Source organism: Chryseobacterium viscerum (assembly GCF_002899945.2).
Taxonomy (GTDB): domain Bacteria; phylum Bacteroidota; class Bacteroidia; order Flavobacteriales; family Weeksellaceae; genus Chryseobacterium; species Chryseobacterium viscerum.
In genome coordinates, this window is sequence record NZ_PPEG02000010.1 from 131,404 (window position 1) to 158,361 (window position 26,958).

Sequence of the window (26,958 nt, forward strand, 5' to 3'; positions counted from 1 at the left end):
TTGAGTCAAAGTTCAGTCAGGATCTTTTGTAACGCTTGAAAATCAAAAGTAAAAAACTTGTAAACGGAATATTCTGTTTTAATGAGTTGAAATTAAACGCTTTGTAAAACACAGTTGGGCTTTGCACATTGCTTTCGGAGCAATTTTTGCTTATCTTTTACAAACCAAAACTACAATCTATCATTATGTCAAATACCTTTTCCAAAATCAGAAACGCAATAGGACTATTCACATCCATAGATTTTGATCAGCTGAGTGCCATTTCTCAAAAAGTAGATCTGCCAAAACTGATGCATAATTTTTCAAAACTGGATGATAAACAGCTTTCCGGGCTTATGAAAATGCTTGATCCGGAAAAGAAAAAGAAGGAACTTCCCCCTATTGATGGAGACTTCTATGATATCTACCATACTCTGTCCCCCGAACAACGCGAAATTCAGCTTAAAGTAAGAGCATTCATGGAAAAAGAAGTAAAACCTCTGGTCAATCATTACTGGCTTAGAGATGAATTTCCTTTTGAACTGATTCCGAAATTCCAAAAACTGGATATCTGCGGTGTTACTTATGAAGGGTACGGCTGTCCGGGAATGCCTTTCCTGATGGAAGGTGTTATTGCGATGGAGATGGCGAGAATAGATGCTTCTATTGCCACATTTTTTGGAGTACAATCTGGATTGGCGATGGGATCTATTTATATCTGTGGTTCTGAAGAGCAGAAACAGAAATGGCTTCCGCAGATGCAGAAATTTGAAAAAATAGGAGCTTTTGGGCTTACAGAACCGGAAGTAGGTTCCGGAGCAGCAGGTGGATTGACTGTAACCTGCAAAAAAACACCTGAAGGATGGGTACTGAACGGTCAGAAAAAATGGATTGGGAATGCTACTTTTGCCGATATTATCATTATCTGGGCAAGAGATTTAGACAGTGGAGAAGTAAAAGGATTTATTGTAGAAAAAGATAATCCGGGATATTCCGTAGAAAAGATCAAAGGGAAAATGGCTTTAAGAATTGTGCAGAACGGATTGATCACCTTAAAAGACTGTCTTGTAACCGAAGAAAATCGTTTGCAGAACGCCAATTCCTTTAAAGATACTGGAAAAGTACTGAGAATGACAAGGGCAGGAGTAGCATGGATGGCCACCGGATGTGCAAGAGGAGCGTATGAAAGTGCATTGGATTATACCCGAAAAAGAGAACAGTTTGGAAGACCTATCGCCTCATTTCAAATGATTCAGGGGCATCTGGTAGAAATGCTATCTAACCTTACAGCAATGCAGACCATGGTTTTTAGACTATCTGAAATGCAGGATGAAGGAATTTTAAAAGATGAACATGCTTCGCTGGCTAAAGTTTTCTGTACACTCAGAACAAGAGATATTGTTTCCAGAGCAAGAGAAGTGCTGGGTGGAAACGGAATTTTGCTGGAATATGATGTAGCTCGTTTCGTAGCCGATGCCGAAGCTATTTATTCTTATGAAGGGACAAAAGAAATCAACTCGCTCATCGTAGGACGATCGATTACAGGATTCAGTGCTTTTGTGTAAGGAGCAGATGATAGGTTGCAGGTTATAGGTAATACAACCTGCAGCCTACTATCTGCAGCCTTATGAAACTAAATGCTTGTATTTTTCTTTATTGTCAATAATGATCCAAAGGTTGATCAGGAACATCACTCCGGCGATGCTCATTCCCATTGGAGATTTATCCATCGTGAAAATGTGGGTAACAATTCCTACCATGACAGGTAAAATAACAATGGCACCTAACGCTCTTGTTTTTGGGAAAATAAATAGTAATCCGCCAATGACTTCTACGATACCCACCAAAGGCATCAGCCAGCTGATTTCTCCAAAAGCAGAGAAAAGTTTCATTTGCTCTGGAGTAGGTTTCTCCATTGGCATATAATTAAAAAACTTGTTTAATCCAGCATTAATAAACATAAGCCCGAAAAGTAAGCATAAAATGAATTTTACTATTTTCATAATTGATGATTTTATATCAAATGTAAAATAAAAATAGGATTTATTGATTTAATTTTTATAAAAAACATTTAATTAATGTTAATGGTAGGTTAATGTTGGATTTTGAATAATTTTATTATCTATATTTGAGATACAAACAAAAACTAATAAAATATTATGTTGAAAAGCTTAAAAAAATTAAACCGTACGGATTTAAGAGAAATTCAAGGGGGTGGTGGCATTGGAAAATGTGATATAGGCCCAATAGGATGTCCATGTAAAATTCCACCTGGTGATCCTTGTTTAGGCGGGGGCGGAGGTACGACACCACCACCGGATTATGGATACTGCCCGGATATTCAGGCCAATATTCTATGTACAGAAACCTGTCCAAACGGAATGAGCCCATACTGCGCTCTTCCATAGTAAAATATAAAAAGACTGTCTTGAAAAAGGCAGTCTTCTTTTTTATATAAAGTTCGGGTCTGAAATGATCTCACTTACTCTTTATTATCCATTACTCATTACCCATATTCTAGTCCATTTCCTCCAAGGTAATATTCTTAGAAATCTTATAGCTTTTCTTCTTCTTATTGGGCTTCTGTTCTTCACCCAATAATCCTCCCCAAGGTTTGAGGTCATCCACTCTTTCGCAGATAATTTTAATAATAGCAATAGCTGGAATACACAGGAACATTCCTGCAATTCCCCAAAGATGCTCGCCTAAAAGAATACCAATAAAGGAAAATAAAGCATTGATCTTTACTTTGGAACCTACAACAAATGGAAGAACAATATTTCCGTCTACCGCATGAATCGCAATATAACCCAATGCAACATAAATACATGTGGAAGGAGTTGAAGTGGCAAATGCTATAAAACATGAAATTAAAAGAGAAATAAAAATTCCCAGATACGGAATGACGTTTAGTAATCCTGTCAGAACTCCTAAAAGAATAGCATATTTCACGCCCAGAATTGTAAGAAGGATTGAAGTAAGAATAGATACGATAATTACCTGTAGAAAAAGTCCGAAGATATATTTCTTGGTCATAATACGAATCTCACTTACGGCTTCCTGTACACTCGCTTTATGTCTTTCGTTGAAAACAGTAACGATAAAATTATTTAAAAGCCTTCTGTAATTTAAAATAAAGATAAAAAACAGGGTGAAAAATATAATAAAACCGAATCCCGTTGAAAATATCCCAAAAGTAAACCCTAAGATCATTCCTGAAGAAGATAAGAGTTTATTCAATCCCTGGTTGATATAATCTACCTGTTCATCCACTTTCACATTGAATGTTTTGGAAACCCAGTGCTGGAGACCATTAAAAACAGTAGTAAACTGTTCTTTAAGGTGGGGAAGATCCTTGCTGAAATCAGAGAGCTGATTGGTGAAGAAATAAATGATTCCACCTAAAATCATCAGCATAATAAATACCGAGGTCATGGTAGACATTGATCTTGGAAACCTTAGCTTTTTTTCCATAAAAGTGGCAGCCGGTAAAAACAGCATAGCCAGCAGGAATGCCAGGAAAAACGGAGCTAAAATACTCTGTCCTAATGCCAGAAGATAACCAAGGCCGATAATGGAAACCACTACCAGCGAAAGCTTGAGAAGGAAAGGGAGTCTAAGAAAATTCATAATCTATAAAATCTGTAGTGTGGAATAAAAATAAGAAAACCCCACTGAATTGAAAAATTTTTATTCAATCCTTCAGGGTTTTTCTTGTAATGAAGCAAATTTTATTCCACCGAATAAATAAAATTCTGTTTTTTATTTATAAAACAGAAACACGCTCTGATATTCAGAGCGTGTTTCCTTATTGAGAAGTTAATATGTTATTTTATGCTTCAATAGCAATGTCAATTACTTCCTCCATTCTGTTGACGTAATGGATGTTTAGATTTTTCAAATAATCTTTTTTGATCTCTTCCACGTCTTTTCTGTTGGCTTCACAAAGAATAACATCTTTTACTCCTGCTCTTGTCGCAGCAAGAAGTTTTTCTTTGATTCCCCCTACAGGAAGTACTTTTCCTCTTAGCGTAATTTCTCCTGTCATGGCAAGGTGAGGTTTTATCTTTTTATTTTTAAAAGAAGAAACCATTGAAGTTAGCATTGCAATACCCGCAGAAGGTCCATCTTTAGGAGTTGCTCCTTCAGGAACATGGACGTGGATGTTTTTCTTATCCAGTTCTTCCTGAGAGATTCCCAGTTCGTCATGTTTGGCTTTAATATATTCCAGGGCAATCGTAGCAGATTCCTTCATGACTGTTCCAAGGTTTCCGGTCATGGTCAAAGAACCTTTTCCGTTGCTTAGAATACTTTCAATATAAAGGATATCTCCACCAACACTTGTCCATGCAAGACCTGTTACAACACCCGGAACTCCGGTGATTTCAGATAAGCTTTTTGGTCTTGGTACACCAAGGATCTCATCTACTTTTTCCACTGAAATTTTTGGATCATAATCTTTTACCAGAGCAGTCTGAAGGGCTACCCATCTTGCAACGGCAGCAATTCTTTTCTCCAGAGTTCTTACACCGCTTTCAGAAGTATGGGCCTCTATAATATGCTTAAGCTCTGCATTTCCAAGTTTGAATGATTTAGCATCTAAGCCATTTTCTTCCTGTTGTTTCTTGATTAAATGTCTTTTCGCAATTTCAGTCTTTTCTTCCAAAGTATAGCCGGCAATCTGAATGATTTCCGTTCTGTCCAAAAGAGGAGTCTGTATGGTTGAAAGAGAATTGGCCGTAGCAATGAACATTACTTTTGACAAATCATATCCCATCTCAAGGAAATTGTCATAAAAAGACTTATTTTGTTCAGGATCAAGAACTTCTAGAAGTGCTGAGCTTGGATCACCATGGATGCCTTGTGCGATTTTATCAATCTCATCAAGAACAATTACCGGGTTTGAAGTACCGGATTTTTTGATAGATTGTAAAATCCTTCCCGCCATAGCACCAATATATGTTTTTCTATGTCCGCGGATTTCGCTCTCGTCATGAAGACCACCTAGAGATAATCTTACATATTTTCTTCCTAAAGCATCTGCAATAGATTTTCCTAAAGATGTTTTACCCACTCCCGGAGGCCCTACCAATAATAAGATAGGAGATTTCATGTTGTTTTTTAATTTTAAAACAGCCATGTGCTCCAGAATTCTTTTCTTGATATCTTCCAGTCCGAAGTGTGCCTTGTCTAGTACTTTTTCAGCCTTTGCGATATCAAAAATATCTTTTGTATAGGTTTCCCATGGAAGATCTGTAAAGAAATCCAGATAGTTTCTCTGTACATTATAGTCCGGAGAATTAGGATTCTGACGTTGAAGCCTGTTGATTTCCTTTTGGAAATGCTCCTCTACTTCCTTGCTCCATTTCTTAGTTTTAGCCTTAGCAATTAGATCTTCAACATCACTTTCAGGTCCTCCGCCCAGTTCTTCCTGGATGGTTCTGATCTGTTGATTCAGAAAATATTCTCTTTGCTGCTTGTCAAGATCTTTTGAGGTCTTCTGGTGAATCTGATTTCTCAATTCCAGTTTTCTGAAATCCTCATGCATCATTTCATAGCATTGCTTAGCTCTTATCATCAGGCTTTTCTCTTCAAGGAGCTTTTGCTTGGCAATCGAAGAAAAATTGGCGTTGGTACAGATGAAATTCAGAAGATCATCATTATTGTTGATGTTTTTGATCGCGAAATTTGCTGCATTAGGAATATTAGGATCCAGTTCAATGATCTTTAAAGCAAGATCTTTGATGTTTTCCAGCAATGCCTCATATTCTTCCTGATCTTTAGGCTGGGTATCTTTTAATTTTGATATTTCCGCTCTGAAATAAGGTTGGTTTTCAATGATCTTTTTAATCTTAAATCGGTGAAAACCTTTTGTAATAGCAGTAATATTGCCTTCCGGGAGCTTGATGATCTTAATGATCTTGGCCAATGTACCGGTTGTATAAATATCTTTTTCGGAAGGTTGTTCCAGATCCGAATTTTTCTGGCTTACAATTCCAATGAAATCTCCGTTCTTCTGTGCTTCCTCAAGAAGTTGTATTGAAGTCTTTCTCCCTGCAGTAATAGGAATTACCACATTGGGGAACATGACCATATTTCTTACGGGAAGTATAGGGAATATTTTCTGTTCGGAATTTTTATCAGTCTCTGCGAAGTCGGAAAGATTGATTTCTTCAGTGACAATATCAAAACCGTCGCCGATCATTTCTTCTAAACTAATATCTTCAAATTCTGTCATAGTCAATCGAATGACAAATTGTCATTTTCGTTTTTTATCGTTATTGGGATTTTTTATAAGATGCGCTGAAAACGTGTGGCATATTATAATATTCTAGAAATGCACAATACTTATGCCATTTGTTTTTTACTTAAAAATGCGGTCAAAATTTCCTTTTTTAGTTAATCTTTATATTAAAAGTCAAAATTAAGCACTTCGATTTCTGTAATTTCTTAAAAATGTGTATTTTCGCAAACTGATAAAAAACTATAATTTATAAAATGGCAATTTTAGGACAGATTAGGAGTAAGCCTTGGCTTTTAATGGGTGTAATAGCCTTAGCGCTTTTGGCGTTCTTGGTAAACCCGGATAGTATCGACAAGGTTTTTGGTAAGAATCCTGACGTTTTAGGAAAAGTAAACGGTGAGAAAGTCACCCGCGAAGAGTTCAATGATCAACTTTTCGTGCTGCAGCAGCAGGCCGAACAACAAGGTCGTCCGAAAAACGGTCTTGAAGAACAGGCTTGGCAGTTACTTGTACAATCTAAACTTATCAAACAACAGTTTGAGAAATTGGGCTTTGAAATGACTGATGATTATTTCTGGAATCAAATCCAGTACGATCAGATGTTTGCTCAGAATCAACAGTTCTTTGATGAGAAAGGTAATTTTAAAACTCAAGAGCTTAAAAAAGAAATTGAAACATTAAAAAACACCAATCCTCAGGGATATGCTCAATGGTTGAAAACTAAAAAGACGGTTGAGTATAGACTAATGGCAAGACAGGTGTTTATGAATATTTCAGCAGGTGTTACTACAGGTAAAAAAGAAGCTGAAGAATTGATGAAGCAGAGAGATCAGCTTGCAGATATCGACTTTGTGAAAGTAGACTATGCAGCTTATCTTCAGAAAACAAAGATCAATGTTACAACACAAGATCTTGCGAACTACATCAAGCAGCACCCTGTAATGTTCAAAGCTGAGCCGAGCAGAAATATCGGTATCGTATACTTCCCATCTAAACCTAGTGCGGCAGATGATGCAGCAGCCTTGAAAGAGATTACAAAACTTTATTCAGGAGGTACAGATGCAAGTGGAGGTGCTGAAAACTTCCAGAATACGAAAAATGATTCCATGTTTGTAACGGCAAATTCTGATGCGCCATTCAACCCTCAATATGTGAATCCTACACAATTGCCACCCACTATAAAAGATCAAATCACTGCAGCAGCAGTAGGTCAGACTTTTGGCCCTTATAAAGAGCAGGATGTATATGTTGTTTCTAAGCTTGTAGGTAAAAGAGCTTCAGATTCTACATTATCAAGACATATCCTTATTGCTTTCAAAGGAAGCCCGGCAGGTGAAGGAGTAACAAGAACCAAGGAGCAGGCTAAGAAATTGGCAGACTCTATCGGTGCTATTGTAAAAGCAACTCCTGCTAGATTTACAGAATTCCTTAAGGTTTCTAGCGATCCGAATTCTGCAGCTCAGGGAGGTAGCTTAGGATGGACAACTCCGGAAACGCCTTTCGTTCCTGAGTTCCTTACTTACCTTGCAAACAATCCAAAAGGAGCTACAGGAGTAGTAGAAACACAGTTCGGTTACCATATCATCAATATTGAAGATAAAAAATCAGGATCAATGGGGTATAAAGTTGCTAACCTTGTGAAAGCAGTTAAACCTTCAGATGCTACTGAGGCTGAAACAGATAAAAAATCAAGAAAATTCATTCAGCAGGTTCAAGGAAAATCTTTCAACGATTTCGTGAATATTGCTAAGAAAGGAAACTACCAGTTCACCAATCCAAAAGCAGCAAAAAGATTTGAAGCTCAGCTTCAGGGCTTAGGTACTGAAAAAGATCCGGAGATCCTTACTTGGGCTTTCGATAAGAAAAGAACTAAAGGAGATACTGAATTATTTACAGTAGAAGGAACAGGTGATAAAATTGTAGTTTATCTAAACGGAAAACAAGATGCAGGTCTTGCTGATCCGGAATCTGTGAGAGATCAGATTGAAGTTCTTGTTAAAAATAAATTGGCAGCAAAACAAATTTCTGATAAAATTGCAGCAGCGAAAGCTTCAAGCTTAGATCAGATTGCTAAATTATTCGCAGCTCCAAAACAGTCTGCTCAAGTAAACCTATTGAACCCTTCAATAGCTGGTACTATGGAACCTAAAGTTGCTGGTGCAGCATTCGGTGTTGCAAAAGGTAAACTATCCAATCCGGTTGAAGGTGGAACAGGAGTTTATGTTTTGATCAAAAAATCAGAAACAGTAAACAAACAACCTGGAGATCTTAAGCAGTTTACAGAGTCTCTTACTCAAAGAAATTCCGGAATGTTCGGACAAGCTTGGATGAAGAGTCTTCAGGACAATGCAGATATCGAGGATTACAGAATTGAGATCTGGAACAAGCTGGGAAATCAGCAACAATAAGAAATTCATTTCAATGATATAAAAAGCGACAAATTTTTTGTCGCTTTTTTTGTATTTATCGCAGAACAATAAAGGAAAAGATTTATTTAAAATGTACTATATTTGCTTATTAGAAAAAATTAGCAAGTGAAGTTCAGTAAAGAAATAAAAGCAGGTGTGATTACACTTCTAGCTATTGTAGGTTTTGTGGTGTTGTTTCAGTTTATGAAAGGGAAGAGCCTTTTTACTACTGACAATATATTTTACGCAAAATATGATAATGTAGAAGGCCTTGCGCAGTCTTCAGCAGTTTCTATCAACGGTTTGAAAGTAGGGCAGGTAGATAAGATTGTTCCTCTGACCGCGAAAGACGGTAAAATCAATTTTGTTGTAAAAATTACAATAGATAACAAATTCGAGTTTTCGAAAAATTCATCATTGGAAATCTTTGAACCAGGATTAATGTCTGGTAAAGAGATGAGAGTAAACCTTGCATATGGAGGTCAGACGGCTAAGGACGGAGACACTCTGAAAGGTGCTTTTAAATTGGGAACACTCGGAAGTCTTTCTTCGCAGGTAGGTCCGGTAAAAGATCAGCTGCAGGTAGTGCTACACAGAGTAGACTCTTTGATGACCAATGCCAATATGCTTGTTGATGCTCAAAACAGAGCTGAAATAAAAGCTTTATTATCCAATCTTAATAAAACCGTAAGTGCATTACAGACGACCGCTGGGAATGTAAATAATCTTGTAGGGCACAATGACCCTAAACTTCAGAAAGTATTGGATGATGCAAGTCTTACCATGCAAAGTGGAAAAGTGACTTTGGATAAATATGGAAACCTGGCTCAGAGCATCGATACTAAGCAGTTGAATTCAACAATTGCCAACTTAGATGCTACAGTAGGAAAATTGAATCAGGTGATTGGCGGTATTGATAAAGGAGAAGGAAGTTTAGGTAAACTGATGAAAGATGATCAGCTTTATAACAACCTGAATTCGGCTTCTACTAACTTGAATTCATTAATCGAAGATATGAAAGCGAACCCGAAGAGATATATCAACTTCTCGGTTTTCGGTAAAAATAACAAAGACTAATACGCCACCTTATGCAGTACATTGATAACATTATTTTCCTGATTTTATTAGTGGCAGGATTTGGGCTGTTTGCTAAAAGCCTGCTGAAAATCTACAGAAATATCAGGTTAGGTCACGAAATCAATAGAAACGACAGAAAAGGAGAACGCTGGGGAACCATGGCTCGTGTAGCGATGGGACAGAGTAAAATGACGGCACGTCCTGTTGCCGGAGTTCTACACCTTTTTGTATATGTAGGTTTTGTGATTATTAATATCGAATTAATAGAAATCATTGTTGATGGAATATTTGGGACACATCGTTTTCTATCAAGCATTTTCGGACATACATTTTATAATTTCTTCACCGCAACATTAGAAGTTTTAGCACTTTTGGTGGTCATTGGAGTTGTTATCTTCTTTATCCGTAGAAATTTTTACGGCGTTAAGAGATTGACAATGAAAGAGCTTTTTGGGTGGCCGAAGAATGATGCAAACTGGATCTTAATCATCGAGTTTGCCCTGATGATGGCATTCTTTAAAATGAATGCTTCAGATTTTATTTTACAGACGAGAGGCATTTTTCCAGAACATGGAAGCTTCCCGATCAGTGAAATGACATTAGTTCCGTTTTTGGAAATCTTCAGTTTTGATAGCGGATTTTTGATGTTTACAGAGAAAGCTGCTTGGTGGTTCCACTTTGTAGGGATTCTTTTCTTCATGAACTATCTTTATTACTCAAAACATTTGCATATTATCCTTGCGTTTCCAAGTACATGGTATGCCAATCTTAATAAAAAAGGGAAATTCAACAATCTTGACTCTGTAACCAAAGAGATCAAATTAATGATGGATCCCAATGCTGATCCCTACGCAGCTCCGGCTGAAGGTGCTGAAGCAGATACTCCTTCTAAATTTGGGGCAGAAGATATTTTTGATCTGAACCAGGTACAGCTTCTTAATGCATACTCATGTACAGAATGCGGACGTTGTACTTCCGTTTGTCCGGCTAATATTACCGGGAAAAAACTTTCTCCAAGATTGATTCTGATGAAAACCAGAGACCGATTGGAAGAAGTAGGAAGAAATATTGATAAAAACGGAAAATTTGTTGATGACGGTAAAAAACTGCTCAACGATTATATTACAAAAGAAGAACTTTGGGCATGTACAACATGTAATGCATGTACAGAGGCTTGTCCGGTATTGCTTGATCCGCTTTCCATTATTTTTGAGATGAGAAGATTCCTGGTGATGGAACAGTCTGCTGCGCCACAGGAACTGAATCTGATGATGACCAATGTGGAAAACAATGCTGCTCCTTGGCAGTATAATCAGGCTGACCGTCTGAATTGGGCAGCGGAAAACTAGATAATTAATCAATTTGTAAGTTTGAAATTGATTAAAGTCTACATCACTTTCAAATTTCCAAATTCTCACATTTTCAAATTGAAAAAGAAATGGATTTCAATATAAAAACAATGGCAGAATATGCTGCCGAAGGAAAAGCCCCGGAAGTTTTATTTTGGGTTGGATGTGCGGGAAGTTTTGATGACCGTGCTAAGAAAATTACAAAAGCATTTTGCAAGATATTAAACAAAATAGGGGTTGAATTTGCTGTACTGGGGCAGGAAGAAAGCTGTACCGGAGATCCGGCTAAAAGAGCAGGAAATGAATTCGTTTTCCAGATGATGGCCCTTACCAATATTGAAGTGCTGAACGCCTATGAAGTAAAGAAAATCGTAACGGCTTGTCCACACTGCTTCAATACCCTGAAAAATGAATATCCAAGCTTAGGAGGACACTTTGACGTAGTGCATCATACCCAGTTCCTGAAAACCTTAATGGAAGAAGGAAGACTGAAAATAGAAGGAGGAGCCTTCAAAGGGAAGAAAATTACATTCCATGATCCATGCTATTTAGGACGTGCCAATGATGAATATGAAGCTCCGAGACTATTGCTTGAAAAGCTGGATGCAGAGCTTGTAGAAATGAAGCGTTGCAAGACTAACGGACTTTGCTGTGGAGCAGGGGGTGCACAGATGTTTAAAGAACCTGAAAAAGGAAACAAAGACATTAATATTGAAAGAACAGAAGAAGCTTTATCTTTTGAACCTAAAGTAATTGCTACCGGATGCCCTTTCTGCAACACGATGATGACGGATGGGGTGAAACACTTTAACAAAAATACTGAAGTTGCCGTAAAAGATATCGTTGAACTTCTTGCTGAAGCAGAAGATTTATAGTTGTAATCTTATACAGGTTTATGAAAGTAAAATGGAGACTCTCCTTTTTGTTTGTAATTTCGATACTTACTCTTCTTACATTCTGGAACTACCAAAACAGAGTATATGACTGGGATATGCCAGGCTATCTGGGATGTATGTATACTTCTGAATTTCCGGACTCACCGGATAAAGTTCGAATCATTACGTATCAAGAAATAAAAAAAGAGGCTCCTGCAGAGCATTATGCAGACGTAATCGGAATAAAGCAGTGGGACATTCCCAGGCAGTATTTCGTGAAAAATACACAATCTTTTACAGAACAATTACCCTATTTTCAAATTAAAATAGGGTATATTCTTGTGATAACTCTTTTTTATAAGCTTGGGCTTTCCTCCCCAATGGCCGTTCTGTTTACCAGTCTTATTTCTTACTTTGTTTCAGGGTTATTATTCTTTTATATTCTAAAGCTTCTGTTTCCGAAGAAATACTGGCTTGCTGTATTATTAACGGTAGCTGCAATGCTTCTGCCGCCAATGACGTATATGTCCAGGGTTTCTACACCGGATATGTTTATTTTTCAGTTTATGCTGATCTTTATTATTGCTTTGATTAAGAATTGGAGCAAATGGATCATGTTTCTGCTTCTTTTTGGAATCACTTTTATACGTCCGGATTACATTACTTTTACTCTGACTTATATTATCGCTGTCTTCTTCTTTTACTACATCAGAGACAAGAAAATTGATGTTTCTCTTATTGTACAAGGAACAGTACTTTTAGTGATGTACCTGGTAATTATTAAATTTTACCATTATCCCGGTTGGAAAGACGTCTTCTATGACACGTTTATAGACAGAAGACCTATTATCTCTACCCATCCTATCGATGTCAGTTTAATGGAGTATTTAAGCATCATTTATATCAAAATTATTTACTTTAAAAAAGTGACTTTATCCGTAGCGATTATGATTGGCGTTATTTTCTGGAAATCAAAAGATATGTGGGTAAGGATGATCTCAGTTCTTTTTCTGGTGAATGTTTATATCAAATTCTTTTTCTTTCCACAATCGGCGGCACTGCGGTTTTTCTTCCCGTTTATTTTTCCACTTTTCATTATGATGCTTTATGTACTGAGCAAAAAATACAATGATCTTAAACTCGAGAAAATTGCGTAATTTTGTCTTTTAGATGGTAAGGATATGAAATCACTGTTACAGTAATATTCTGTTCTATGAACCGAATTGAAGAGTGATTGCACAGTGCCTTGAAAAATAAATTGTTACATTATGAAAATCGAAGAATCTAGCATTGTAGAAACCAACGACTACAGAGTTATTATATACCCGGCTTCAAGACCTTTTGAAACGAAAGAAGCAAAGACTATTACTGAAAAACTATTTGATTTCCTTGCGACTTGGGCTGCCCATGGAAAACCGCTTTCTTCTTCATTTAAAATTGAAAAGAATCAGTTTATAGTGGTTTGTGTAGATGAAGAAAAAGAAATGGCTTCAGGATGCAGCATTGATGCATTAGGAAAGATCATGAGAGAAATTGATGAAGAATATCAATTGGGTCTTTTTGACAGAATGAAGGCAAGCTTTGTTGAAAATGGAGAAGTGAAAACTTTAAAACTGATCGATTTTAAAACGAAGTTGAGAAATGGTGACCTTTCAAACGATATCCAGGTTTTTGATTTCTCCAAAAATACGTATCTGGACTTTTTGAGCCACTTCCTTCTTCCATTGGAGAAGAGCTGGGCGGCTTCTATAAAATAAACGATGTTAAGCTGATACAGCTGATCAAATATAAAGTGGGAACCTGTTTCCCACTTTTTTGTTTTATAATGTATCTTTGCATAGACTCGAGTAAAACGGATGCCTAAAGTACTTTTTTTAACGACCTCCCACAACTATAATGATGATCGCATCTTCTATCATCAGGCGAAAGCTCTTAGAGATAAAGGGTATGAAGTAAAAATATGCAGCTTATATGCAGAGTACAAAGGCCATATTGATGGTATTGAAATAGAGTCGTATGCAGTTCTGGAAGAAAGTATAGAAAAGAAGATAGAAACCTTGCGAAAAGTCTGTGATGCCTTTCAGCCAGAATGCATCATTTGTTCCGAACCTTTAGCAGTAATAGCCGCAAAGAAGTTTGTAAAAAAACATAAAGTAAGCTGTATCTATGATGTTACAGAGTGGTATCCCTCCATGTCTATGCTTGATGGATACCGATATCCGGCTAAAATTTTCCAGACTGTTAAGTTTTCCCTTATTCAGTTGTATGCAGGACTTTTAAGTACGCATTTTATTTTTGGAGAAACCACCAAAAAATTCCCCTTAGCCTATCTTTTTGGATTTAAAAGGCAAATAATTCTACCTTATTATCCTGATACTGTTTACATCAGGGAAAGTGTAAAAAGGCTCGATCCTGAAACCATTACACTCTGTTACACAGGTCAGATTTCTAAGGATAAGGGAATTGATAATTTCTTTAAAGCAGCAGATAAAGTTCGTCAGAAATATCAGGAACTTTGTATAAAGATTCTTATTATAGGATCGACGGTACAGGAAAGTGATGAACTCTACTTTTCAACACTATTGAAAAAGTATTCTTTTGAACATATTGAGATCAGAAAGCCCACTACTTTTGAAAAATTTACAGAAGCATTGGCAGAAGCAGATGTATGTTTTGACCTTCGGGAGATCAATTTTGAGAACAATCATTCACTGCCAATCAAGCTTTTTTACTTTATGGGGGCAGGAAAACCAGTGATCTATTCAAACTTGAAAGGAATCCGGAAGCATATGGGAAATCTTTCCTTTGGTACTCTGGTAGATCCGCAGAATGCTGAATCTATTTCAGAAATTATCATTCATTATATCAGGAATCCGGAATTGTATTATTCACATGCTGTCAATGCGCGAAAAGAATTTAACGAAAAATATAATTGGGAAGTGATCAGAAACTCCTTTGTTGATTTTGTGAAAAGTTCTATTGATAAATAATCACATCACCATGCAGTTTACTATTATTAAAACTTTTGTCTCACGTTTTCTTATACTGATCCTCAGTTTTGGTCTGGTGATCTATTCTACGAATATGTGGGGAAGTGAGGGGAAAGGAACCATTTCTATTGTGGTTGCCAATGCTGCAGCAGTAAGCTTTTTCAGTAGTATTTTTTCAGGAAGCAGCGCTTCTTATTTTGCTTCAAGGTTTAAAATAGAAAAAGTTTTATTGTATGCCTATCTATGGTCTATCCTGATTGGACTTTTTGTGCCGTTTTTATTCAGTGTGGCCTCCATTCAGAGTGAATATGTTTTTTATCTTATCGGGATCTCAGTTTTTTCATCCCTTTTGTCTACTAATATTAGCTTGTTTATTGGAAAACAGGATATTAGGCAGTTTAATGTGTATACTGTTTTACAACAACTTGTCCATATTATTTTTATCGGAACATTGGTATATGTGTTCGGAAAGAAAGATGTTTCCGTATATTTTCTTGCACAGATCGGATGTCTGGCACTTTTATCATTGACCAGCTTCCTGCAGATCATTAAAAAATGTAAGATTTCAGAAATTTCATTCTCTAAAGATGTTGCCAAAAACATGTTTGAATATGGTTGGAAAACCCAGCTGAGTGCTTTTGTTCAATTTCTGAATTACAGGCTCTCATTTTATTTTTTAGAATATTTTGAAGGCATTGCCAGTGTAGGAATCTTTTCAATTGGGGTTACATTTTCAGAAGCTATTTGGACGATCACGCGAAGTATTGCTGTTGTTTTATACTCAGATGTGGTGAACAGCAAAAGCAGAGAAGAATCTGTCGTGAAAACCAAAGAATCCCTGAAGCTGACGTTTATTTTAATGATAGGTTTTGTACTGGGAATCATAATCATACCTTCACAGGTTTATGAGATGATTTTTGGAAAAGAATTCAGAAATACCAAAGAAATCATGCTCCTTTTATCTCCCGGAATCTTTGCCATTGCCGTAAGTGATATGGTAGGACATTACTTCTCGGGAATGAGAGAGTTGAAAATTCTGAATGTAAAATCAATAGTTGGTCTGATCGTTACCGTTGTATTTTCTTTCATTGCGATACCCAGATGGGGAATTTTAGGCGCTTGTATTGCCACTACATCCTCTTATTTGGTTTCCGCTTTCCTGCTGTTCCGAAAGTTTTATGGCGCTACAACATTCAGTTTAAAAGATTATCTGGTTTCAAAAGAAGAAATACAGCTTTTAAAAGAAAAATTTCTGAAGAAATAATTACTCTCTTTTGGTACAGAAAATAAAGTCATTTCCCTATTTTTACAAATCTATTAAGACTTTACTATGTGCGGAATCAGCGGTTATTATTCATTTCATAAAAGTATTTCCTCAAAAAATATTCTGGAAATGAATCAGGCGATCAGACATCGCGGACCGGATGATGAAGGATTTTGGCTTTATGATCATGACCAGGCAACTTCTTTTTCAGGAAATGATTCTACCCTAAAAATTAAAGAACAATTTCCACTTTTACAGGACAGAAATTCAGAAATTGCCTTAGGTTTCCGCAGGTTATCCATTATTGATCTGTCTGAAAAAGGCCATCAGCCCATGCTCTCGGAAGATGAAAAGATCATTGTTACTTTCAACGGAGAGATTTATAATTTTAAAAAATTAAGAAAAGAACTTGAGGCTGCAGGACATTCTTTTCGAAGTCATTCCGATACCGAAGTCATTTTAAAAGCTTATCAGGAATGGGGAAATTCAACTTTTGCAAAGCTAGATGGCATGTTTTCCCTCTGTATTGTTGATCTGATCAGTCACAAACTTTTGCTGGCAAGAGACAGAGTAGGGATGAAGCCCCTATTTTACCATCAAAGTGAAAAAGGATTGGTTTGGGCATCAGAAATAAAAGCCTTATTAAAAAATGAATTTGTAAAGCCTGAAATCAATTGGAATGGAGTCTATACCAATTTTCTTTTTCAAACCACGCTGGCTCCACAAACCTGCTTTCAGGATATTTTGTCCCTTGAACCTGCTTCTTTTATGACCATTGATTTAAAAGATCAGAAAATCACCAAAGAGAAATTCTGGAAACTGCCTTCACCATCTTCTGAAAATATTTCTGAAGAGGAAGCTGTAAGAAAAGTAGATGAACTGCTTTCTGAAAGTATATCAGAACAATTGTATGCAGATGTTCCTGTAGCAGTGATGATGAGTGGTGGAATAGATTCTACCTTAATTGCTTCAAAATCAAAACCTTTTAATGCCAATGTCAAAACATACACGATCTCTTATCCGTTTTCTGAAGAAGAAGTGAAAAATGCATCTTTGGCTGCTGAACATTTTGGAGTTTCGCATGAGGTAAAAGAGGTAAGTGATGAAGAAGCACTGGAACAGCTTAAAGAAAATATCCAGCATTTTGAAGAACCGTACAGCAGTTTTGAAGTGTTGATCAATGCCGCAAAATATGCACACGATAAAGATTTTAAAGTGGTATTAAGCGGAAATGGCGCTGATGAACTTTTTGCAGGCTATTCTCATACTTTGAAACTTAAAAGATGGCTGCTGATGAAGAATTTTAATTTTATAAAACCTTTTATTTTTACGAAAGATAAATTTTCACAACGGGTTAAAAATTATTTCAGTCAGGATTATCTATTTGATTTTTTCCGTCAGAGCCAGATCAGTATGATGCCTCTTGAAGTTAAAAACCTTATAACACCTGCCATTTACAATACTATTAATACTGATTTATCCCGTTACCATGGTCTGGAAATAAAAGGGTATTCAGGATATTTTGAATATGATATGAAATATTCCCTGTCTTCCCATCACGTCTTCCGGGATGACCTGAGTGCGATGAAATACAGTGTAGAGTTTCGTTATCCGTATTTAAGCAATAATCTGATCGATTATGTGGCAGCCTTACCTGAACATATCAGGTTTAATGGAATACAGAATAAACCATTGCTGCGTAAAACGGCAGAAAAATATCTTCCCGACTCAGTTTTGAATATGCCCAAAAAAGGATTTTCATTTCCGGTCAATTATTTCATTAAAAACGAGAAAAAAGTAAGGGACTTTATTGTTGAAACCCTTGAAAGCTTAAAGAAGAGAACCTTTTTCAACGCAGCCATGATTGATGAATGGTGGAATCATCAGGAACACGAATATGATTGGGTGAAAATCTGGCAGCTCGTCACTTTTGAGTTGTGGTATCAGAAATATTTTGAAAAATAAAGAAGCAGCCTAAAGATTAATATTTTACCTTTGTAATTATGATGAAATATTTTTGGGGCATATTTGTTGCGTTTTTTGCACTGGTAAGTTGTAAAAGTGATGATGATTCTTTGCAGAGAGTGGATCAGGTACTTAATATCTATATGAAAAACAGTGCCGGCCAGGATCTTCTGAACAATAAACTTCCAGGATCTTACACCGGGTTTTCCGTGAACGATGTTTTTGGAACAAAAGATATTGCTCCGGTAAGTATTTCGTTAAGAACGTCACCCGAGTCATTATTCTATATGGAATATCTTGCAGGGGCAAAGAGAAGAAGATTAGATTCTATCAGTCCAGACAATCCGGGGACAGGAACTTCTTACTATTCCAGAATGCAGATTACGTTTACAAAAAGTACTAATGTAAGTGATAATGTGATAGGATTGCTGGAAGTTCAGTATCGTAATACCCCTACAGCATTCCAGGTTTCAAAGGTATTGTATGAAGGAAAAGAAGTATTTTCAAAAAATGCTGATGCACCAACTTCGATAAATACCGTTACTATCACAAAATAATTTTTAAATTTGCACAATTGTTAGCTTATTATAAGCTAAACATCTAATATTTAACATCTAAATAAAATGTTACAAGTCAATTTTTTGCGCGACAATAAAGAACGCGTTTTAGAAGGTCTTAAGAAAAGACAATTCAAAAATCTTGAGTTGGTAGACGAGGCTATCGCTGCCGACGACGAAAGAAAAAGAATCCAGTTCGAACTAGATTCCCAGCTTTCCGAAATCAATAAAATTTCGAAAGAAATTGGACTTTTGATGAAAGAAGGGAAAAAAGAAGAAGCGGAGTCTGCAAAATCTAAAACAGCACAATACAAAGAGTCGAGCTCAGAATTGAAATCCCAGTTAGAAGTTAAAGAAAATGACTTACTGAATATTCTGTACCAGCTTCCAAACATTCCAAATGAATTGGTGAAAAGTGGTGTTTCTGCTGATGATAATGAAAATATTTTTCAGTCTCATCCTGTAGAGGGTCTTGGTGAAGGAGCTATTCCTCACTGGGAACTGGCCAAAAAATACAACCTGATCGATTTTGAATTAGGGGTGAAAATTGCCGGAGCAGGTTTTCCTGTATATTTAGGAAAAGGAGCAAGATTGCAGAGAGCTTTGGTTCAGTATTTCTTAGATAAAAACGTAGAAAAAGGATATACAGAAGTGAATCCTCCTCACGTTGTGAATGAAGCATCAGGTTTCGGAACCGGACAGCTGCCAGATAAAGAAGGACAGATGTATTATATCAATGAAGATAAGTTATACCTGATTCCTACGGCAGAAGTTCCAGTAACGAACCTTTACCGTGATGTATTGCTTGATGAGAAAGATCTTCCGATCAAAAATACAGCATTCTCTCAGTGCTACAGAAGAGAAGCGGGAAGCTACGGAGCTCACGTAAGAGGACTGAACCGTCTTCACCAGTTTGAAAAAGTAGAGATTGTAAGAATTGAAAAACCAGAAAATTCTTATGCTGTTTTGGAAGAAATGGTAGAACATATCAAAGAGATCCTTACAGATCTTGAACTTCCGTTCAGAGTATTAAGACTTTGCGGTGGTGATACAGGTTTTGCTGCTGCCATGACGTATGACTTCGAAGTTTGGAGTGCGGCTCAGGAGATGTGGCTGGAAGTAAGCTCTGTGTCTAACTTTGAAACGTTCCAGGCAAACAGATTAAAGTGCCGTTACAAAGCAGATGGGAAATCTCAGTTGGTTCACACCCTGAACGGATCAGCAATGGCTTTACCAAGAATTATGGCAGCATTGCTTGAGAATAACCAGACAGCGGACGGAATTAAGCTCCCTAAGAAGGTTGCAGAATATGCAAGATTTGATGTAATCAACTAAGCTTAGAAAGTTTAGCATACAATAAAAACCCACCGAATTTCGGTGGGTTTTGCTTTATTTTGTAACGATAATAATCTTTTTATCAGCGTTTTTAAGTTTTGGATCTTTATCATAAATGGCTTTGAGATCATATTCTATTCTTACCGAATGATCATCAATCTGTTTCAGCCAGTCATGTTTTCCTGAAATTGATTGTATTGGGTTTTCAAACCTTATTGTGGTCCCGATCTTTTTGAAAAACATAATCATCATACCTCCGATCTTCTCAGTCTCTTCCTTTGAGCTTTTAGTTCGGATGGCTTCTTCAATACTTTTAAGGTTAAAATTTTCGGTATTGATGGTTAATGTTTTTCCATCCCAATTATTGTAAATATTCTGATCTAGGGGTAATTTTTCAGTTTTTGTAAAGCTTTTCAATGCCTGATAATCTTCCTGAGCAAAATGTTCCATCTTAAAAGAAAAACCTGCCAGCTTATTATCTTCTTTCGTTGATTTCATGAAGATCTTTTTCATGATCTTGATGGAATCCTGATTTTCAGTTTTTAATTTTCCTTCCTGCTTGGCAAGATCGTACATACTTGTCCAGGTAGTCGGAAGCCTGTCCATTTCTCCAAATTCCTTCTGCTTTAACGAGTCTGGTGTCATGGCCATCATTTCCGCCATAAACTCTCTTGTATCAATATCTGTTACGGAAGTAGAAGCGGCATCTTTGTGATAAACAATTTCAGAATTGACAGTACAGGACTGCAGTATAAAAAGGCTTGTCAGGAATAAGACAATGGTTTTCTTCATGGTTTGTTTAAATACAAATTAATGGCAGTTAACAGCCCCGCTTGGATCTTTGATGATGGTCATGGCTTCAGCCTTCGGAGAAACATAAGGAATTCCCAGTTCAAGACCTCTAAGAATGAATAACCCTCCTAAAATAATCATGATTACCGGAACTGCTTTCAAAACCTTTACCCTGAAGGCCTGATTCATGAGATTTCCGGCTAAAACGATAGCAAACATGAATGGAAGGGTTCCAAGACCAAATAAAGCCATATATAAGGCTCCCCGCCATATTCCTCCTCCTGCGAGACTTGCGGTAAGAGCCATATAGACCATTCCACATGGTAAAAAGCCATTCAGAATTCCTGTAGTAAATCTTGAACGGTAATCTGCTTTCTGAAGCAACCGGCCTAAGTTTAATTTAACAGTGTATAGAAACTTAGACAAAAAAGGAATTTTTGAAGCAAAATCTTTCCCTCCAAATGAAAATACAGCCATGATAATCAGCAGAACTCCCGCGGTAATCGTCAGGTATTGCTGAAAGCCTGCCATTTCAAATCCTTGTCCTATAATTCCCAGAAGGGCACCCAATAATGAATAGGTGAAAATTCTTCCGAATTGATAGGTAAGGTTCTGAAGATAAAAATTGGCAGCCTGTTTTTTGGTTAATCCCATCGATAAAGCAATAGGTCCGCACATTCCGATACAGTGAAAACCGGAAGCAAAGCCTAAAGCAATAGCCGATACAATAAGTCCTATTTCCATATCACATCATAATCCATTCTGTAGTCTGTTTTATCTTTGGTCCAACTTAATCTTAATGTGTAGTTTCCTACTTTCAATACCTGTGCTGGTATTATGAAAGACTGGCTGGCGTCAAGCTGTACAGATTTTTTAATATCTAAATTCTGGTCGTCGGTTCTGTTTAAAACAAATTTTACCGTAGTATTTGAGTTGTTATATTCTTTTGGAAAAGTGATTTTAATTCCTTTGGTATCCTGACTGTATACTGGTTTTTCCTGTAAATCATCAGCCTTTTTCTTGGCGTCAATCACATCCTGATACTTCAATTCTTCTTCGTAATAGTTATCGGTTACCATTTCAGAATTCTTCTGCCCGTTCGGGAAAAGAAACAGCATGGATAATATAAAAACTATGAATGCAAATAATGCAATTACAACACCGTGTCCCCAACTAAAGTTCTTCATTTTTTTCTAATTAAAATTGCAGTTTAAATGGCCCTTCAAAATAAGTCTGATATGAATCTATCAATTTACCCTTCATATCATAAACACCAATCGTGATATTCTGTTTAGACAGTTTCATTTCATCTTCCGGGAAGCTGATATTGATTGTCCCTTTTGAAATTTTATCTCTGTCTACCTGAATTTTGCTTGATGCACTATACGTAATTTCACCATGTGCCGGATCCATTACTTTGATGGTAACTATTTTTTTATCGTTCGTTTTATTAAGGAAAGTATAATTATAGGTATTGGTAATTTTACCATCTCTTACAAAGAATGTGCTTCCTGCCGGTTTGATGAATTTTGCTTCCATCTCACCACGGCTGTAAAGAAGATATCCCAAGAATCCTACAAGAAGGAAAAGGAATATTGAAAAACCTTTCATTCTTCCTGTAAACTTGAACTGAGTCTGTTGCTCAATTTCGTTTTCAGATGCATATCGAACCAATCCTTTTGGAAGACCTACTTTTTCCATTACTTCATCACAGGCATCAATACATGCTGTACAGTTGATACATTCCAACTGCTGTCCATCTCTGATGTCAATTCCGGTAGGGCATACCACTACACACTGATGGCAGTCGATACAATCTCCTTTACCAGCTGCTTTACGGTCTTCACCTTTTCTCCATTTTGATCTGTTTTCTCCTCTTTTGAAATCATAGAAAACGTTGATGGTATCTTTGTCAATCAGTACTCCCTGAAGTCTTCCGTAAGGACATACCAGCGTACAAACCTGTTCTCTGAACCATGCAAATACGAAGTAGAATGCCGCAGCAAGAAGAATCATTACGATGAAATTGGTAGGATGGGCAAATGGCCCTTCACCAACGATTTTAAATACCTGCTCATATCCTACGATATACATAAACATGAAGTGGGTAATGATCAATGAAATGATGACATAAACAGTCCATTTCAAACTTCTCTTCCAGATTTTCTCCGTATTCCACTCCTGTCTGTCCAGCTTCATCTGCTTGTTTCGGTCACCTTCAATCAGATATTCTATTTTACGGAAAATCGATTCCATAAAAATTGTCTGAGGGCAAATCCACCCGCAGAAAATTCTTCCGAACGCAATCGTAAAAACAATAATAAAGATTAAAGAGGCGATAGCACCTAAAGTAAGGATAAAAAAGTCCTGTGGATAGAAAGGCTGTCCAAAAATGAAAAATTCCCTGTCTATGACATTGAATAACAATAACGGGTTACCATTGATCTTGATGAACGGTAACGCAAAATAAATAATTAATAAGAGATAGCTTACAATGTTTCTATAGTTGGTGTATTTTCCTTTAGGTTTTCTTGGAAATACCCATCTTCTCTTTCCGGATTGCTCCATTGTCCCTATAGAATCTCTATAAGTCTCAGGGTCCAGAACCTGTCCCTGTCCGCCGCGTACTTCTATTTCTTCTATGTCTGACATATGTAATAGGTTTTAAAAAAGAAAAAACATAATTCGTTACTATTTTAATCTAATAACAAATTATGTTTTTTTCATATGTTTTCTAATTTTTTAAATTATTCTTTTTCCCAATGTGCTTCAGTTCCTTGAGGAGCAGCTCCTCCCTGGGCTTGAGTTATTGGTGGTTGTTCCTGATTAATATGATATACATATGCTGCAATCTTTTCAATCTCTGCACCTGAAACCTCTCCGTTTTTACCGAATGCTCTCATCGCAGGGTTAGTAGGAGAACCATTCCAGTCCATATGGAATACGTTTTTGAATAACGTTTTCTCAGGCTGGTTGATCCAGTAGTTATCAGTAAGGTTTGGTCCGATACCTCCACTACCATCTTCTTTGTGACAAGATGCACAGTTTGTTTTGAATAATTCTTTCCCTTCTGCAATATTATCAGCTGAATACTTAGCTGTTTCAATCGTTACAGGAGGCTGAGTTTTTTGGTATTCTTCAATACTAGCCAACTGCTCTTTATATTCTTTTTCATATTCGCTTAACGGGTGAGCGAAGTCTGTGAAAGAATATGCTGCGATATATACAATACAAAAAGCGGTCCCAAAATAGAATAAACCTACCCACCATTTTGGTAATTGGTTATCCAACTCCATGATCCCATCGAAACCGTGGTCAATAAGGATATCTTTTTCTTCAGTTTCAGATTGCTTTTTGAAAGCGGCATCATACATTCTTCTCAAGAAAGGAACTTTCTTTTCAGCTAAGTAAGCTGCTTTCTCTTCCGGAGATAATTTTTTGAATTTGTTGTTTTCAATAAGGTCTCCAATAGCACTATGGATATAGGCAAGGATACCAGCGATCACAACTGTTCCCCAGAAGTAAGGCGAAGCTAGGAACGCGTAGCTTTGTACAAACAAATAATAAAAAACTATTAAAAGTCCTATTATTATCAAGATGTTTACGACAACAGGTGTTCTTTGTTTCATAAAAATAGTTTAATTTTTTAAATTAAAATTGTCATCCTCATCATCCCCAAGTGGTGCCTCTTCTTCCTCTTTGTAATATTTTTTAGGCCTGCTAAAAACATAGATTACTAGAGCAACGAAGAACAGCATAAAGAAAATCAGAGCCAACGTCTGGTAAAAGCCAGCGTTTTCTGTATTGGATAATATATCTTTAAAGTTCTGAGGAATCATATGAACCTTTTAATGTTTTAGTTATTACTTGCTGTTTTGATTTCCGTTGTTTTGATATCGGTACCTAGTCTCTGAAGATAAGAGATAAGAGCTACAATTTCTTTTTTCTCTAATTCTCCCTGAGGTCTCTTTGCATAAGCCTGCTTAAGGTCATTTGCTTCAGAGAAGATATCTTTTACAATTTTTGCTGACTGGTTATTAGCCCATTTGTCTGCAGAATCGATTTGAGCCTTAGTATAAGGTACATCGAATACATTCTTCATCAGCTTCATTTTGTCTACCATCTTAGTTCTGTCTAAGTCTGTAGCAATTAACCAAGGGTAACGAGGCATAATAGAACCTGCGGAAGTAGATCTTGGGTTATACATGTGTTTGTAATGCCAAGAACTTGGGTTTTTACCACCTTCTCTATGTAAATCCGGACCTGTTCTCTTAGATCCCCATAGGAATGGTCTGTCGTATACAAATTCTCCAGCTTTGGAGTATTGTCCGTTTTTACCATTGAATCTTGTGATCTCATCTCTGAACGGTCTGATCATTTGAGAGTGACAAGCGTTACATCCTTCACGGATATAAATATCTCTACCTTCAAGTTCAAGGGGTGAATAAGGCTTCACTGCAGAAATCGTAGGTACACTTTTCTTAAGAGATAGTGTAGGGATGATTTCAATTGAACTACCGATAGATATAGTGAAGAAAGATAAAATACCTAATAATACCGGAGTTCTTTCCAGCCAAAGGTGAGTACCTTCTCCTTCTTTTCTGTTTTTACTGATGTTTGCTAATGCAGGAGCTTCAGCAGGAACTTCTTTCTGGAATGATCCTTTTCTTACCGTAGCGATTACGTTAACGATCATTAGGATAGATCCTGAGATATAGAATAAACCTCCTACGAATCTCATTTTGAAGTAAGGAATAATTGCCGTTACAGTATCCAACCAGTTTTTCCATAATAATGTTCCGTCTGGGTTGAATTGCTTCCACATTAAACCTTGTGTAAATCCTGAAATATACATTGGAACTGCATAGAAGATAATTCCTAAAGTACCTAACCAGAAATGCCAGTTAGCTAATTTTACAGACCAAAGTTTTGTTCTCCACATGATGGGTACCAAATAATAGATAACCCCGAATGCCATGAAACCATTCCATCCAAGAGCTCCTAAGTGTACGTGACCGATAACCCAGTCTGTAAAGTGACCAATTTTGTTGATGTTTTTAGTTGCTAAAAGCGGTCCTTCAAACGTTGCCATACCATAACAAGTAACGGCTACTACGAAGAACTTAAGGATAGGATTTTCTCTTACTTTATCCCAAGCTCCTCTTAAGGTAAGAAGACCATTTAACATTCCTCCCCAAGATGGTGCAATAAGCATGATAGAGAACCCCGTTCCTACCGCCTGAGCCCAAGCTGGAAGAGCTGTATACTGAAGGTGGTGAGGACCAGCCCAGATATATACGAAAATTAATGACCAGAAGTGAATAATAGACAGTTTATAAGAGAATACCGGTCTGTCTGCAGCCTTCGGAAGGAAGTAATACATTAAACCAAGTACCGGAGTTGTCAATACGAATGCTACCGCATTGTGTCCGTACCACCACTGTACTATCGCATCTTTTACCCCTGCATACGCTGAATAAGATTTCCAGCCTGTGAAAGATAAAGGTACTTCTAGGTTGTTGAAGATGTGAAGCATTGCTACTGCAATCCAGGTACCAATGTAGAACCATATTGCTACATAAAGGTGTCTTACTCTTCTCTTCGAAATAGTCAGGAACATATTGATACCAAAAATGATCCATGAGAATGCGATCAATATGTCGATCGGCCACTCGTGTTCTGCATATTCCTTAGAGGTATTGATCCCCATAAAGAATGTAACGAACGTAGCAACGATCATAAACTGCCAAGTCCAGAAATGTAACCATGACAATGTATCACTGTACATTCTTGTTTTTAATAATCTCTGTAATGAGTAATAAATACCCGTGTAAACAATGTTACAAACAAATGCAAAGATTACTGTGTTGGTGTGCAACATTCTGATTCTACCAAAACCAAATGCACCATGAGTGTTTATTAACCCCTCAATATTACCCGATGCCAAACTTTTGATGGTCGTGTCATCTGTCCCGAAAAAGAATTCAGGTAATTCCGGGTAGAAAAGCATTAATGCCGCCGTAAGCCCGAACGTAAATCCAATGAGACCGAAAACTAAGGTCGCATAAAGGAACGCACGGACAATACTATTGTCATAACTAAACTTTTGTGTTTCCATATCAA

General features: G+C 36.9%; 23 protein-coding genes. 13 read left to right on the plus strand and 10 right to left on the minus strand.

Features of this window, described 5'->3' with window-relative positions; genetic code table 11:
* The first annotated feature begins 185 nt into the window (after positions 1-185).
* Positions 186-1,544: an acyl-CoA dehydrogenase family protein gene (locus C1634_RS21750; protein ID WP_103232346.1), complete on the plus strand. Its 1,359-nt coding sequence runs from the start codon at positions 186-188 to the stop codon at positions 1,542-1,544.
* Positions 1,545-1,604: 60 nt separating this feature from the next.
* On the opposite strand, the gene C1634_RS21755 is transcribed toward C1634_RS21750, so the two are convergent.
* Positions 1,605-1,982, minus strand: a complete 378-nt coding sequence (locus C1634_RS21755; RefSeq protein WP_103232347.1) for a DoxX family protein — start codon at positions 1,980-1,982, stop codon at positions 1,605-1,607.
* A gap of 156 nt (positions 1,983-2,138) precedes the next feature.
* On the opposite strand from C1634_RS21755, the gene C1634_RS21760 reads away from it, so the two are divergent.
* A complete protein-coding gene (locus C1634_RS21760) occupies positions 2,139-2,387 on the plus strand; it encodes a hypothetical protein (protein WP_109739121.1) in 249 nt (82 codons plus the stop codon).
* Positions 2,388-2,496: 109 nt separating this feature from the next.
* Here C1634_RS21760 and C1634_RS21765 read toward each other — a convergent pair whose 3' ends face one another.
* Positions 2,497-3,609, minus strand: coding sequence for an AI-2E family transporter (locus C1634_RS21765; protein ID WP_103232349.1), 1,113 nt, complete (start codon positions 3,607-3,609; stop codon positions 2,497-2,499).
* A gap of 202 nt (positions 3,610-3,811) precedes the next feature.
* Positions 3,812-6,217 carry an endopeptidase La gene (gene lon, locus C1634_RS21770; RefSeq protein WP_103232350.1) on the minus strand — a complete coding sequence of 802 codons (2,406 nt, stop codon included), beginning with the start codon at positions 6,215-6,217 and terminating at the stop codon, positions 3,812-3,814.
* A gap of 260 nt (positions 6,218-6,477) precedes the next feature.
* Between lon and C1634_RS21775 the strand changes: the two genes are divergently transcribed.
* From C1634_RS21775 to serS, 11 genes are all read left to right on the plus strand, one after another.
* Complete coding sequence (locus C1634_RS21775; protein ID WP_103232351.1) at positions 6,478-8,631, plus strand: peptidylprolyl isomerase; 2,154 nt, start codon at positions 6,478-6,480, stop codon at positions 8,629-8,631.
* A 126-nt stretch (positions 8,632-8,757) separates the two neighbouring features.
* The gene (locus C1634_RS21780) at positions 8,758-9,708 is read left to right on the plus strand and encodes an MlaD family protein (RefSeq protein WP_103232352.1); all 951 of its coding nucleotides are present in this window, start codon (positions 8,758-8,760) and stop codon (positions 9,706-9,708) included.
* A gap of 11 nt (positions 9,709-9,719) precedes the next feature.
* The gene (locus C1634_RS21785) at positions 9,720-11,057 is read left to right on the plus strand and encodes a (Fe-S)-binding protein (protein ID WP_103232353.1); all 1,338 of its coding nucleotides are present in this window, start codon (positions 9,720-9,722) and stop codon (positions 11,055-11,057) included.
* Positions 11,058-11,146: 89 nt separating this feature from the next.
* Positions 11,147-11,932: a (Fe-S)-binding protein gene (locus C1634_RS21790; protein ID WP_103232354.1), complete on the plus strand. Its 786-nt coding sequence runs from the start codon at positions 11,147-11,149 to the stop codon at positions 11,930-11,932.
* Positions 11,933-11,952: 20 nt separating this feature from the next.
* On the plus strand, positions 11,953-13,089 hold the full coding sequence (locus C1634_RS21795; RefSeq protein ID WP_103232355.1) for a hypothetical protein: 1,137 nt from the start codon (positions 11,953-11,955) through the stop codon (positions 13,087-13,089).
* 111 nt (positions 13,090-13,200) lie between these two features.
* Complete coding sequence (locus C1634_RS21800) at positions 13,201-13,689, plus strand: hypothetical protein (RefSeq protein ID WP_103232356.1); 489 nt, start codon at positions 13,201-13,203, stop codon at positions 13,687-13,689.
* Positions 13,690-13,788: 99 nt separating this feature from the next.
* The gene (locus tag C1634_RS21805; RefSeq protein WP_103232357.1) at positions 13,789-14,922 is read left to right on the plus strand and encodes a glycosyltransferase; all 1,134 of its coding nucleotides are present in this window, start codon (positions 13,789-13,791) and stop codon (positions 14,920-14,922) included.
* Positions 14,923-14,932: 10 nt separating this feature from the next.
* On the plus strand, positions 14,933-16,186 hold the full coding sequence (locus C1634_RS21810; RefSeq protein WP_103232358.1) for an oligosaccharide flippase family protein: 1,254 nt from the start codon (positions 14,933-14,935) through the stop codon (positions 16,184-16,186).
* Between the two features lie 66 nt (positions 16,187-16,252).
* Positions 16,253-18,151, plus strand: a complete 1,899-nt coding sequence (gene asnB / locus C1634_RS21815) for an asparagine synthase (glutamine-hydrolyzing) (RefSeq protein ID WP_109739122.1) — start codon at positions 16,253-16,255, stop codon at positions 18,149-18,151.
* A gap of 38 nt (positions 18,152-18,189) precedes the next feature.
* Positions 18,190-18,708 (plus strand): hypothetical protein, encoded by a 519-nt coding sequence (locus tag C1634_RS21820; protein ID WP_103234930.1) that lies wholly within the window; start codon positions 18,190-18,192, stop codon positions 18,706-18,708.
* Between the two features lie 66 nt (positions 18,709-18,774).
* A complete protein-coding gene (serS, locus tag C1634_RS21825; RefSeq protein WP_109739123.1) occupies positions 18,775-20,043 on the plus strand; it encodes a serine--tRNA ligase in 1,269 nt (422 codons plus the stop codon).
* Positions 20,044-20,097: 54 nt separating this feature from the next.
* Here serS and C1634_RS21830 read toward each other — a convergent pair whose 3' ends face one another.
* From C1634_RS21830 to ccoN, 7 genes are all read right to left on the minus strand, one after another.
* Complete coding sequence (locus C1634_RS21830) at positions 20,098-20,835, minus strand: hypothetical protein (RefSeq protein WP_109739124.1); 738 nt, start codon at positions 20,833-20,835, stop codon at positions 20,098-20,100.
* 18 nt (positions 20,836-20,853) lie between these two features.
* Positions 20,854-21,579: a sulfite exporter TauE/SafE family protein gene (locus C1634_RS21835; protein WP_103234928.1), complete on the minus strand. Its 726-nt coding sequence runs from the start codon at positions 21,577-21,579 to the stop codon at positions 20,854-20,856.
* Entirely contained in the window at positions 21,570-22,022 is a 453-nt protein-coding gene (locus C1634_RS21840) for a FixH family protein (protein WP_103234927.1), read from the minus strand. Before C1634_RS21840 ends, C1634_RS21835 begins: the two co-directional genes overlap by 10 nt.
* 10 nt (positions 22,023-22,032) lie before the next feature.
* Positions 22,033-23,487, minus strand: a complete 1,455-nt coding sequence (gene ccoG, locus C1634_RS21845; RefSeq protein ID WP_109739125.1) for a cytochrome c oxidase accessory protein CcoG — start codon at positions 23,485-23,487, stop codon at positions 22,033-22,035.
* 95 nt (positions 23,488-23,582) lie between these two features.
* Positions 23,583-24,464, minus strand: coding sequence for a cbb3-type cytochrome c oxidase N-terminal domain-containing protein (locus C1634_RS21850; RefSeq protein ID WP_103232098.1), 882 nt, complete (start codon positions 24,462-24,464; stop codon positions 23,583-23,585).
* A gap of 9 nt (positions 24,465-24,473) precedes the next feature.
* Entirely contained in the window at positions 24,474-24,674 is a 201-nt protein-coding gene (locus C1634_RS21855) for a cbb3-type cytochrome oxidase subunit 3 (protein ID WP_103232097.1), read from the minus strand.
* 17 nt (positions 24,675-24,691) lie between these two features.
* Positions 24,692-26,953 (minus strand): cytochrome-c oxidase, cbb3-type subunit I, encoded by a 2,262-nt coding sequence (gene ccoN / locus C1634_RS21860; RefSeq protein ID WP_103232096.1) that lies wholly within the window; start codon positions 26,951-26,953, stop codon positions 24,692-24,694.
* Positions 26,954-26,958: the final 5 nt, after the last annotated feature.

Bases quoted from the DNA above. Each gene is read 5' to 3' on its own strand.
- C1634_RS21750 (WP_103232346.1), top strand. From the start codon at position 186: ATGTCAAATACCTTTTCCAAAATCAGAAACGCAATAGGACTATTCACA.
- C1634_RS21755 (WP_103232347.1), bottom strand. From the start codon at position 1,982: ATGAAAATAGTAAAATTCATTTTATGCTTACTTTTCGGGCTTATGTTT.
- C1634_RS21760 (WP_109739121.1), top strand. From the start codon at position 2,139: ATGTTGAAAAGCTTAAAAAAATTAAACCGTACGGATTTAAGAGAAATT.
- C1634_RS21765 (WP_103232349.1), bottom strand. From the start codon at position 3,609: ATGAATTTTCTTAGACTCCCTTTCCTTCTCAAGCTTTCGCTGGTAGTG.
- lon (WP_103232350.1), bottom strand. From the start codon at position 6,217: ATGACAGAATTTGAAGATATTAGTTTAGAAGAAATGATCGGCGACGGT.
- C1634_RS21775 (WP_103232351.1), top strand. From the start codon at position 6,478: ATGGCAATTTTAGGACAGATTAGGAGTAAGCCTTGGCTTTTAATGGGT.
- C1634_RS21785 (WP_103232353.1), top strand. From the start codon at position 9,720: ATGCAGTACATTGATAACATTATTTTCCTGATTTTATTAGTGGCAGGA.
- C1634_RS21790 (WP_103232354.1), top strand. From the start codon at position 11,147: ATGGATTTCAATATAAAAACAATGGCAGAATATGCTGCCGAAGGAAAA.
- C1634_RS21795 (WP_103232355.1), top strand. From the start codon at position 11,953: ATGAAAGTAAAATGGAGACTCTCCTTTTTGTTTGTAATTTCGATACTT.
- C1634_RS21800 (WP_103232356.1), top strand. From the start codon at position 13,201: ATGAAAATCGAAGAATCTAGCATTGTAGAAACCAACGACTACAGAGTT.
- C1634_RS21805 (WP_103232357.1), top strand. From the start codon at position 13,789: ATGCCTAAAGTACTTTTTTTAACGACCTCCCACAACTATAATGATGAT.
- C1634_RS21810 (WP_103232358.1), top strand. From the start codon at position 14,933: ATGCAGTTTACTATTATTAAAACTTTTGTCTCACGTTTTCTTATACTG.
- asnB (WP_109739122.1), top strand. From the start codon at position 16,253: ATGTGCGGAATCAGCGGTTATTATTCATTTCATAAAAGTATTTCCTCA.
- C1634_RS21820 (WP_103234930.1), top strand. From the start codon at position 18,190: ATGATGAAATATTTTTGGGGCATATTTGTTGCGTTTTTTGCACTGGTA.
- serS (WP_109739123.1), top strand. From the start codon at position 18,775: ATGTTACAAGTCAATTTTTTGCGCGACAATAAAGAACGCGTTTTAGAA.
- C1634_RS21830 (WP_109739124.1), bottom strand. From the start codon at position 20,835: ATGAAGAAAACCATTGTCTTATTCCTGACAAGCCTTTTTATACTGCAG.
- C1634_RS21835 (WP_103234928.1), bottom strand. From the start codon at position 21,579: ATGGAAATAGGACTTATTGTATCGGCTATTGCTTTAGGCTTTGCTTCC.
- C1634_RS21840 (WP_103234927.1), bottom strand. From the start codon at position 22,022: ATGAAGAACTTTAGTTGGGGACACGGTGTTGTAATTGCATTATTTGCA.
- ccoG (WP_109739125.1), bottom strand. From the start codon at position 23,487: ATGTCAGACATAGAAGAAATAGAAGTACGCGGCGGACAGGGACAGGTT.
- C1634_RS21850 (WP_103232098.1), bottom strand. From the start codon at position 24,464: ATGAAACAAAGAACACCTGTTGTCGTAAACATCTTGATAATAATAGGA.
- C1634_RS21855 (WP_103232097.1), bottom strand. From the start codon at position 24,674: ATGATTCCTCAGAACTTTAAAGATATATTATCCAATACAGAAAACGCT.
- ccoN (WP_103232096.1), bottom strand. From the start codon at position 26,953: ATGGAAACACAAAAGTTTAGTTATGACAATAGTATTGTCCGTGCGTTC.